The organism is Pseudonocardia sp. NPDC046786, from assembly GCF_040645415.1.
In the GTDB taxonomy this organism is placed as follows: Bacteria; Actinomycetota; Actinomycetes; order Mycobacteriales; family Pseudonocardiaceae; genus Pseudonocardia; species Pseudonocardia kongjuensis.
This window is the reverse complement of record NZ_JBEYYF010000041.1, coordinates 21,340-30,210: the sequence shown is the minus strand read 5'-3', so window position 1 is coordinate 30,210 and position 8,871 is coordinate 21,340. Positions and strand designations below refer to the sequence as shown.

At 67.6% G+C, this 8,871-nt stretch carries 8 protein-coding genes; 2 read left to right on the top strand and 6 right to left on the bottom strand.

The annotated features are described in order from the left end of the window. Nucleotides 1-150: 150 nt before the first annotated feature. Nucleotides 151-1,485, bottom strand: coding sequence for an MFS transporter (locus ABZ881_RS29705; RefSeq protein WP_358489178.1), 1,335 nt, complete (start codon nt 1,483-1,485; stop codon nt 151-153). A gap of 908 nt (nt 1,486-2,393) precedes the next feature. Between ABZ881_RS29705 and ABZ881_RS29700 the strand changes: the two genes are divergently transcribed. Then, nucleotides 2,394-3,176, top strand: coding sequence for an IclR family transcriptional regulator (locus tag ABZ881_RS29700; protein ID WP_358489175.1), 783 nt, complete (start codon nt 2,394-2,396; stop codon nt 3,174-3,176). A gap of 135 nt (nt 3,177-3,311) precedes the next feature. Beyond that, nucleotides 3,312-4,094, top strand: coding sequence for an IclR family transcriptional regulator (locus ABZ881_RS29695; protein WP_358489173.1), 783 nt, complete (start codon nt 3,312-3,314; stop codon nt 4,092-4,094). Between the two features lie 59 nt (nt 4,095-4,153). Here ABZ881_RS29695 and ABZ881_RS29690 read toward each other — a convergent pair whose 3' ends face one another. From ABZ881_RS29690 to ABZ881_RS29670, 5 genes are read right to left on the bottom strand one after another with little or no spacing between them, the layout of a single operon-like run. Continuing rightward, nucleotides 4,154-4,783: an isochorismatase family cysteine hydrolase gene (locus ABZ881_RS29690; RefSeq protein ID WP_358489172.1), complete on the bottom strand. Its 630-nt coding sequence runs from the start codon at nt 4,781-4,783 to the stop codon at nt 4,154-4,156. A gap of 60 nt (nt 4,784-4,843) precedes the next feature. Next, nucleotides 4,844-5,164, bottom strand: a complete 321-nt coding sequence (locus ABZ881_RS29685) for a 2Fe-2S iron-sulfur cluster-binding protein (RefSeq protein ID WP_358489171.1) — start codon at nt 5,162-5,164, stop codon at nt 4,844-4,846. 27 nt (nt 5,165-5,191) lie between these two features. Then, nucleotides 5,192-6,466: an FAD-dependent oxidoreductase gene (locus ABZ881_RS29680; RefSeq protein ID WP_358489169.1), complete on the bottom strand. Its 1,275-nt coding sequence runs from the start codon at nt 6,464-6,466 to the stop codon at nt 5,192-5,194. Beyond that, the gene (locus tag ABZ881_RS29675; RefSeq protein ID WP_358489168.1) at nt 6,447-7,553 is read right to left on the bottom strand and encodes an aromatic ring-hydroxylating dioxygenase subunit alpha; all 1,107 of its coding nucleotides are present in this window, start codon (nt 7,551-7,553) and stop codon (nt 6,447-6,449) included. The genes ABZ881_RS29680 and ABZ881_RS29675 overlap by 20 nt, the downstream gene beginning before the upstream one ends. 31 nt (nt 7,554-7,584) lie before the next feature. Beyond that, on the bottom strand, nt 7,585-8,466 hold the full coding sequence (locus tag ABZ881_RS29670; protein ID WP_358489165.1) for an isocitrate lyase/PEP mutase family protein: 882 nt from the start codon (nt 8,464-8,466) through the stop codon (nt 7,585-7,587). Nucleotides 8,467-8,871: the final 405 nt, after the last annotated feature.

Here is an 8,871-nt window from a genome sequence, read left to right as displayed (position 1 = left end):
AACTCCTCGGGGTACCTACTTCGACGCCCCATCGCACGTCCTCCTCCTCGGCTACTGCCAAGTCTGGAGGCGTCCGGCCAGTAGGTGTCACTTCACTTCGGAGGTAGCGCCGAGCCTGGTCCCTGCCGGCCGGCAGGGACCAGCGCCCGCTCAGGTCGCCGGGGTGACGAGGTCGGTATGTTCCTGCGCACCGGGTCGATTCTTGCGCGTGATGACGAGCATCGTGCCGATTCCGATCACGGCTGCCAGACCGAGGAGCAGCGCGGGTGAGCGTGAGTCCCCGGTCCACTCGGTGACCTGCGCCGTGAAGTACGGTCCGAAACCGCCTCCGATCACATTGCCGACGTTGAACCCGATGGCCGCTGCCGTGTAGCGGATCCGGGTGGGGAACAGATCCGAGAAGGACTTGTATGCCGCCGGCATCGCGGCGTAGGCCGAGAACAACAGCACCCAGTACGCGAGCCCGACCGTGAACGCGGAGTTACCGGCACCGGTCATCAGCGTCATAGCCGGGAAGGCGACGACGCACGTCACAGCGAACGCCGCAACCATCACCGCGCGACGACCATACCGGTCGACGCTGAAGCCTCCAAGCAGCACGGCCGGCGCGGCGAGCAGGAGCACGACCGCCGAGAGCCAGTTGACCGTGGCGGGCGCGATGCCCACTGTGCTGGCGAGGAAGACCGGCATGTACGCCGTCAACGTGTAGCCCACGAAGAAGATCGACAACGCCAACAACATCACCGCGACCACCCCGCGCCAGTGGCGCTGCAGAGCCTCGCGAACCGGTGCATGCGCGACTTCACGCCTCTCCACCAGGTCGAGGTACTCGGGGCTGTCCTCGATCCGGAGCCGGAAGTACAGGCAGAGGGCGGTCAGCGGCAGCGCGACCAGGAAGGCGAATCGCCAGCCGCCTGCGGCCATCGCTTCGCTACCCAGCGCAACGGTGAACACGCCGACGACGACTGGAGCCATCGCAACGCCGAGGACCGCGCCCAGCGGCGTCGCCGAGGCGAAGAGACCGCGTCGGCCGGGAGTGCTCGACTCGACCACATAGGTGGCGGCACCGATGACCTCGCCACCTGCCGAGAAGCCCTGGAGCAGCCGGACGACCACGAGCAGGATCGGCGCCCAGATGCCGATGGTGGCGTAACCCGGGATCAGACCGAGCGCACCGGTCGAGACGCCCATCAGGACCACCGTCACGAGCAGCGTGAACCGTCGGCCGTGGCGGTCACCCATCCGCCCGAACACGATGCCGCCCAACGGCCGAGAGAGGAAGCCCACGGCAAACACTGCGAGTGAGGCAATAACCGCGGTCGCCGCGTTGCCGGTCGGGAAGAACGTGGGCGCGGTGAAGATGACCAGGTAGGCGTAGAGGCTGAGATCGAAGTTCTCGATCGCGGTTCCGAACATCCCGGCGAGCGCCGCGCGCCGCCTGACCTGCTGCTTAGGCCCCTTACTGGGGCTGTCGGTCCTGCTCATGGATCACTCCTGAACGACGTCGGTCGAGGAACGTGCTGTGACTGTGGCCCGAGCGGAGCGGGGCCCGACTGCTGCGGAGACGGCGATGGGGCCGGTGTCGCTGAAGAAGAGGTACGACATCAGGCAGTCGACAGGTGCGGGGTGCGATCGGGCACGACGACCGCGGTCGCCGCTCCACGGCTGACCCAGTGGCCACGTCATCGTGATCGGATGTGCCGGGGCGACTGCCGAGGTTGCCGATAGGGCCCTCACCAACTCACTCCGCACTCACTATGCTCATTATGTGAGCTTACTGAGTGTAAATCGATCTCCGTGCTGTAATAATACTTGCATAACCCCACCAGTCAACGGCTCCGCAGCTCTCCTTCCGGCACGCTGGTCAGCCGAGATGGCGAAAGGGACGTAGCCGGGCGCCGACTCGTGCCCGCGAGAGGGAAGCGGATGCCACGGCAGGAAACAGTCGACTGGAGGTTCGGCCGGACCGGACGGCCGCGACGGCGACGGAACGCGCAGGACCGGCCACCGAGGGTAGAGGCTCAACCCAGGCCTACCCCAGGAAAGGCACCCTAGCCGGCGGCCACCGCCTTGATCATGCCCGATGCTGACCTGCAGGCTGCTGTCACAGCACGAGCCGCGCCGTACTCCCCCGATGACCTGCGGGGGCGGCGTCGCCGCGACCTGGGGCGTCAACGATGCAGTCCGGGCCACTCGATCGTCGGCCTCGACATGCCCTGACCTGCAGAAATGGTGACCCGAGCCCATCCGATAGATCAGAGACACTCGAACATACCGCCCGGACCATAGGCTTGATATTCGAGCGATGGAGCCTTATTCGAGGACAGATCGCTCCTTTAGCGCGACTGGTAGACTGACAGCACGAGTGTTACCTCGGCTTCCAGGAGGATAGTGTGGCGTTGCCGACGACTGCAGAAGGACGCGCGACCCGCGCCTCCAGGAAGGGCGCGCAGACTCTCGCACGAGGGATCGAGGTCCTGGAGTACGTCGCCGCCGCCAGCCGACCACAGCGGCCCTCCGAGATCGCCCGGGCGCTGGACTTCGACCGTAACGCGGTGTACCGACTCCTGCAGGAGCTCGAGGCGAAGTCGTACGTCTCCCGGCCCGCGGACAGCCCTGGGTACGTCACAGGGAACGCGCTGGTCGCCTTGGCCGCCACTGTTATGCGCAAGGTGGACCTGCGCAGCTCCGCCCGACCGATCATGGAATCGATCGCCGACCAGACCGGTGAGACAATCTGCCTCTTCGTCCGCAGCGGACGCGATCGAGTCTGCGTCGAGACGGTCCCCGGGCGACACATCGATCGCCGCGTGGTGCAGATCGGTGAGCGCCTCCCACTCTACCTCGGCCCGAGCGGAAAGGTCATCCTCTCGTATATGGAGCCGCAGGACGTCGACAGCGTGATCACGCAAGCCGCCGAGGCGGGACTGTCCCCGGAGGAGCTCCGTGCAACCGTCGCCCAGGTCAAGGCCAACGGGTTCCTGGTATCCGTGGGCGGCTGGTCGCCGGGCATCGGCGGGCTCTCCGCCCCCGTCTTCCAAGCTGACGGGAGCGTCGCGGCACTCACGATCTCGGGCCCCGCGGCGCGGTGCGACCAGACCACGATGGAACAGTGGGCCGAAACGGTGCGCGAGGCGTGCCGCGGACTGTCAGTCTCGCTCGGATACACTGCGTGACCGCTCGGAGTCTTCTAGCCGAATAGCTGGCTCATCATCCGAGTGGCGATTCGCTCAGCGCGCTCCTGCCTCTGACATTGCGCTGCTGATACGGTACTTAGACTGGTTCTCTGTATTCGACCTGCGAGAGGTAACATGACTTCGCCGATCACTGACGGGAGTCGCGCGGCTCGCGCCCCTGCGAAAGGGGCTCAGACTCTCGCACGGGGAATCGATGTCCTCCAGTACGTCGTCTCCGCAGGCGTGCCCCAACGACCGGCCGAGATTGCCCGCGCCTTGGACCTGGATCGCAACGCGGTCTACCGGCTGCTGCTCGAACTCGAGGCCCACTCCTACCTCTCCCGGCTGCCGGGCAACTCCGGGTACGTCGCGGGCAACGCCCTGATCGCGTTGGCCGCCGCAGTAATGCGCAAGGTCGACCTGCGTAGCTCAGCACGACCGGTCATGGAGCACATCACCGAGCAGACCGGCGAGACCGTGAGTCTGCACGTGCGCAGCGGCCGGGAGCGCGTCTGCGTCGAGACCACCCTCGGCAAACACGTGGACCGGCGGGTCATCCAGATCGGGGAGCGACTCCCCCTATACGCCGGTCCCAGCGGCAAGGCCATCCTCGCGTTCATGGAACCGCAGGAGGTGGACGTCGTCATCGCCGAGGCGGCCGCGGCGGGCTCAGATGCGCAGGCGCTCCGCACGACGCTGGCCAGCATCCAGGAGCGGGGGTTCGTCGCCTCCGTGGGGGACCGGTCCCCCGGCGTCGGCGGGCTGTCCGCCCCCGTCTTCCAGGCCGACGGCATCGTGGCCGCGCTGACCGTGTCCGGTCCGTCGACGCGGTGGGACCAGCAGGTGATGGAGCAATGGGCCCCGCTGGTGATCGAGACATGCCAGGCGTTGTCGAGGGCCATCGGATACACCCCGTAACCCTCGCCCTTGATCAGCGGAGCGGGTGGCCGATACCCGCTCCCGTGCGTCGGGCCCGCTCAGCCGGCGGCGAGCGCGCCGATCACCTCGTGGGAGGTGGTGATCTCGGCGAACAGCGACAGGACATTGCCGAACGCGAAGTCATGCAACTCAGGGCTGAACGAGGCACACATGTCCTCGACCACGACCGGTTGCAGGCCCGAGTCCGCCGCGTGCCGGATCGTGGACTCCACCGCGAGGGTGGTCGCCACGCCGCCGACCACGACGGTGTCGATGTGGCTCGCGTGGAGCGCCGCCAGCAGAGTCGTACCCACGAACGGGTCGACACAGCTCTTGGTCATCACCAGCTCGCCCTCAGGGGCGAGCTCGGGCACGATCTGCGCACCGGGATCGGTCACCTTCAGCAGTTGGTCGTTAGGGTAGCGGTCGAAGCGAGCAGTACGATTGGTGCGCAGCACGTAGCCCTCGTCGAACGCAAGCCGGACGAAGACGGTCAGCAGACCTGCTTCGCGAGCCGCAGCGAGGACCTTGGCCGAGGTCGCAAGCGTGCCACGGCGGGCCACCTCAGCCGCGAGCGGCGGCGCGAGGCAGTCAGGGCCCGGGGTGCACAGCCCGACCTGGTAGTCGACGAGGAGCAGCGCGGCGCGACTGCGGTCGGTGGCGAGGGCCTGCAGGCCGGTCGTCGTCATGATGGAGATCTCCGGGATCGTCAGGGGTGTGGAAGGCCGAATGCGGCAGGTGCCCCTCGGCTACTCCTCGGGGGCGATACGAATCTCGAGGCCGTCGTGCTCGTCGACCACCTCGATCTGGCAGGACAGCCGCGAGCGGCCGGGCTCGAGGTAGGGCGAGGATTCCAGCAGATCGACCTCCTCCTCCGAGGCGGGACCGACCACGTCGACCCACGCGGCGCCGACGACGACGTGACACGTGGCACAGCTGGCACAGCCGCCGCACAGGGCGAGGATGTCGTCGTAACCCTCGTCACGCAGGCTCTCCATGAGCGAGAGGCCCACGGGGGCGTTCAGCACGCTCTGCGTTCCCTCGCGGTCGACGACGATGATCTTCGGCATGGGGTCGCACCTTCTTTCGCGGGGGGGTCAGCGGTGCGCCACGTCCAAATGGAGCAGCGGCGTGGACGGGTCGGCGAGGGCCACGGGATCCACCGCGGCGCGCTCCGCGACCAACGACCTGCCCTGGGCGAAGTCCTTTGTCGCGTTCACGCAGTCGAGCGCCAGCACGGTGTCGCCGCGCAGGTACACCACGGAGAAGCTGCGGTCGGCCGGGTCTCCACGCACCACGACACTGTCGTGGCCGAGTGCGAGCCCGACTGCCTTGAGATGCAGGTCGTACTGATCAGACCAAAAGGTCGGAGGAGAGACCCTGGTGGGCCGCGCCCTGCCGGTCACCGCGCAGGCCACCAGGACAGCCTGATCCACAGCCGCCTGAACCGACTCGAGCCGCACCGGTGTACCGCCAGCGCCCGGAAAAGGCCCGATGGCGCAGTCCCCGAGCGCGAACACGCCCGGGATCGAGGTGCGGCCGTCACCGTCGACCAGCACGCCGTTGTCGACGGCGGCACCAGCGTCCCGCATCGGCCCGCTCTCGGGCTCGATCCCGATGCCGACGACCACCACCGAGCACGGCAGCACGGTCCCGCAGGCGAGCTCGACCCCGGTCACACCGCGCGCGTCGCCGCGAACACCGACGACCGTGACCCCGAGGCGGATGTCGACCCCGCGCCGGCGGTGTTCAGTCTCGTAGAAGCGCGACAGCGGCTCCCCCGCCACCCGGACGAGTACCCGACCCGCGGCCTCGAGCACCGTCACGTGCACCCGGTCAGTCAGGACCGCAGCGACTTCGAGTCCGATGTAGCCACCACCGACCACGACCACTCGCGCAGGGTCGGTGAGCTCTCCTGCGAGGCGGTCCACATCGGCGCGGGTACGAATTGTGTGGATGCCCGGTAGGTCGGCGCCCGGGCAGGTCAGCCGCCGGGCCCGGCCACCGGCGGCCCATACCAACTGCCCGTAGCCTAGACGGCTCCCGTCCTCGGCGGAGACGGTGCGCGCGACCGGGTCGATCGCCACGATCCGCCGCCCCGTCAGCAGGGCGACCCCGCGGTTCTCCCAGAAACTCCGCGGCCGGATGGGTAGCCGATCCGCGCTGGTCGTGCCAGCCAGGTAGTCCTTCGACAGCGGGGGCCGCTGATAGGGCGGGTACGGCTCCTCACCCACGATCGTCACCGAACCGGTGAAGCCCTGCTGGCGCAGGGCGATCGCCACCTGCGCACCGCCGTGCCCTGCACCGACCACGAGCACATCGGCGCGCCCGGCAGGGTGTTCGTCGGCCGACTCAGCCGACGGGGACGGCATCCGGGGTCACCTCGTCCCGGTCCCGGCGACCGGTGGCGGGCTGCTGCTCCGCGGTCCGCGCCTTCTCGGCGGCGATGAGCTTTGCGAGCTGGCGCCGAACCAGTACCATCGGTCGATCACTGGGGATGACGGCAGGGCGCAACGAGTTGAGGTCGACGTCGCCGATCATCTGCTGTTGTGCCTCGATCATCGGGGCGTCCTCGGTACCGAATACACGCTCTAGCACCCCGCGGATCCGCTTGTCCGCCTCCGGGTCGTCCACGCCGTAGTCACGCGAGTTGGAGTAGAAGTAGTGCGTGGTCGTATCCGTCTCGGGCGTGAACATGTGCGCCGAGCGAGAGCCGACGCCTCCGTCGACCCCCTCGGGCTTGCCGACGATCCGGCAGCCGACGGGATGGATGACGTTCGACGGCTGATGCCAGGACAGGTTGCTGAAGTAGTCGACCGTCTCGGTGCCCGACGGCAGTGACGGGACCCACAGCGCGGGCGGGGCGATCCCCGGCTGTTCCCGGTTGCAGTAGACGACACCGTCCTCAACGTGCGCCTTCGGCAGGAAGCTCTCCTGCATCTGCTCGTTCGAGAGGGTGCCGGCGTGCAGGTACAGGCCGTGGGAGAGGTCCATCAGGTTGTCGACGAGCAGCATGTAGTTGCCCTTGACGTTCAGCGAGCCCTTGACATGTGCGCGCTGGGGGTCGGCGACGAAAGCGAACTCGTCGGCGATCAGGCTTTCGTCCGCCGGCTCAGAGCCCATCCAGATCCACAGCATCGAGTGCTTTTCCACGAGCGGGTAGGTGGGCACCGACGCGTGGCTCGGGGTGGTGCCGTTGCCGTGCGGATTTCGGGCGCACCGCCCGTCCTCGCCGAACTCGAGCCCGTGGTAGCCGCAGCGCACCGTGTCCCCCAGGTGACGCCCGAGATGCAGCGGGGCAAAGCGGTGAGGACACCGGTTGCCGATGGCGACCGGGGTACCGTCGGTCTTGCGATACAGCAAGATCGGTTCGTTGAGGATCGTCCGCCCGACCAGATTGCCCTCGTCGATCTCCTCGGGCCATGCCGCGACGTACCACGCGTTCTTCAGAGCTTCCATTGCACCTGACCTTCCTAGTCGCGCAAGCCGTTCACCGTCCTCGGGGGCCGACCGGCTCTCGGACGCCGACACGTTTGTCGCCGATGTCGGTGTGCCGTGTCTCGAAGTCCGCGAACCACTCACGGCGGACGAGAGCCTGGCGCTCCGGCCAGGATGCCGAGCCCGGCGCGGTGCCGGGCACATCCGCTCGCAACGCCTCGAGCGAGCGCCGGACCGCACCGATGGTCGCGAGCAGTGAATGGTTGGCGAACAGTACGGCCGAGAACCCCAGCTCCCGAAGGCGCGAGGCCGGCAGCGCGGGGGTGACCCCGCCCTCGACAACGTTGAGAATCAGGGGGCCCTCGACCGTCGTCGCGATCTCGGCGATCTCGGCCTCGCTCTCGGGTGCCTCGACGAAAAGGACGTCGGCGCCGGCCTCCCGGTACGCGTTGGCACGGCGGCATGCCTCGACCAGGCCGTACTCGGCTCGGGCGTCGGTTCTGGCAATGATCACCAGGCCGGTGTCCTCACGCGCGGAGCACGCTGCAGCGATCTTGTCCACCATCTCGTCTGCCGACACCGTCCCCTTGCCCTCGAAATGCCCGCAGCGCTTGGGGAATGTCTGGTCCTCCAGCTGGATCGCGTCGGCGCCACTCCGCTCGAGCTGGCGGACGGTGCGCCAGGTGTTGGCAATGCCGCCGAAGCCGGTGTCCGCATCGACGATCAACGGCAGCTCGACCGCCTCCCTGATCGCGGCGACGTGCGCAGCGACCTCACTGAGTGAGGTGAGTCCGATGTCCGGTACGCCGAGGAAGCTGTTGGCTATCGCTGCGCCGGACACGTAGACGGCGTCGAAACCCATGTCTTCGACGATCCGCGCGGTCAGCGCGTTCGCCGCGCCCGGTACGGGAAGAGCGGCACGCTGGTCCAGCATCGCTCGCAGCCGGATCCGCCGTACTGGATCTCTCGATGCCTCAATTGAGCTCACTATATGCACAGCTTTCTCGTAGATCGAGCATTGGACATTGATAGTACTGCTACTGATCAGCGTGTCAACAGAGCGCGACAGCACGACACAGACCACGCCCCGGGGTCACAGCCCATACCGTGATGTGTGGCTGACTGCCCATGATCGGACCAGGGGGTCGGTCGGCAAAGTCAGATGATCTTGAGGAGCTGGAGTGGCCGGAGTGCGTCGCGGCCGTGATGTCGGAGTACGGCGGCGATGTTGGTGGCTCCGGCCAAGCGGTGCAGGCTGATCACCAGGTTCCGCAGTGAGGCCATGACCTGCGGTGGTCCGGCACCGGTGCGGAGGGTGGAGAGGTCTTCGGCGAAGGTG

Bases quoted from the DNA above. Each gene is read 5' to 3' on its own strand.
- ABZ881_RS29705 (WP_358489178.1), bottom strand. From the start codon at position 1,485: ATGAGCAGGACCGACAGCCCCAGTAAGGGGCCTAAGCAGCAGGTCAGG.
- ABZ881_RS29695 (WP_358489173.1), top strand. From the start codon at position 3,312: ATGACTTCGCCGATCACTGACGGGAGTCGCGCGGCTCGCGCCCCTGCG.
- ABZ881_RS29690 (WP_358489172.1), bottom strand. From the start codon at position 4,783: ATGACGACGACCGGCCTGCAGGCCCTCGCCACCGACCGCAGTCGCGCC.
- ABZ881_RS29685 (WP_358489171.1), bottom strand. From the start codon at position 5,164: ATGCCGAAGATCATCGTCGTCGACCGCGAGGGAACGCAGAGCGTGCTG.
- ABZ881_RS29680 (WP_358489169.1), bottom strand. From the start codon at position 6,466: ATGCCGTCCCCGTCGGCTGAGTCGGCCGACGAACACCCTGCCGGGCGC.
- ABZ881_RS29675 (WP_358489168.1), bottom strand. From the start codon at position 7,553: ATGGAAGCTCTGAAGAACGCGTGGTACGTCGCGGCATGGCCCGAGGAG.
- ABZ881_RS29670 (WP_358489165.1), bottom strand. From the start codon at position 8,466: ATGCTGGACCAGCGTGCCGCTCTTCCCGTACCGGGCGCGGCGAACGCG.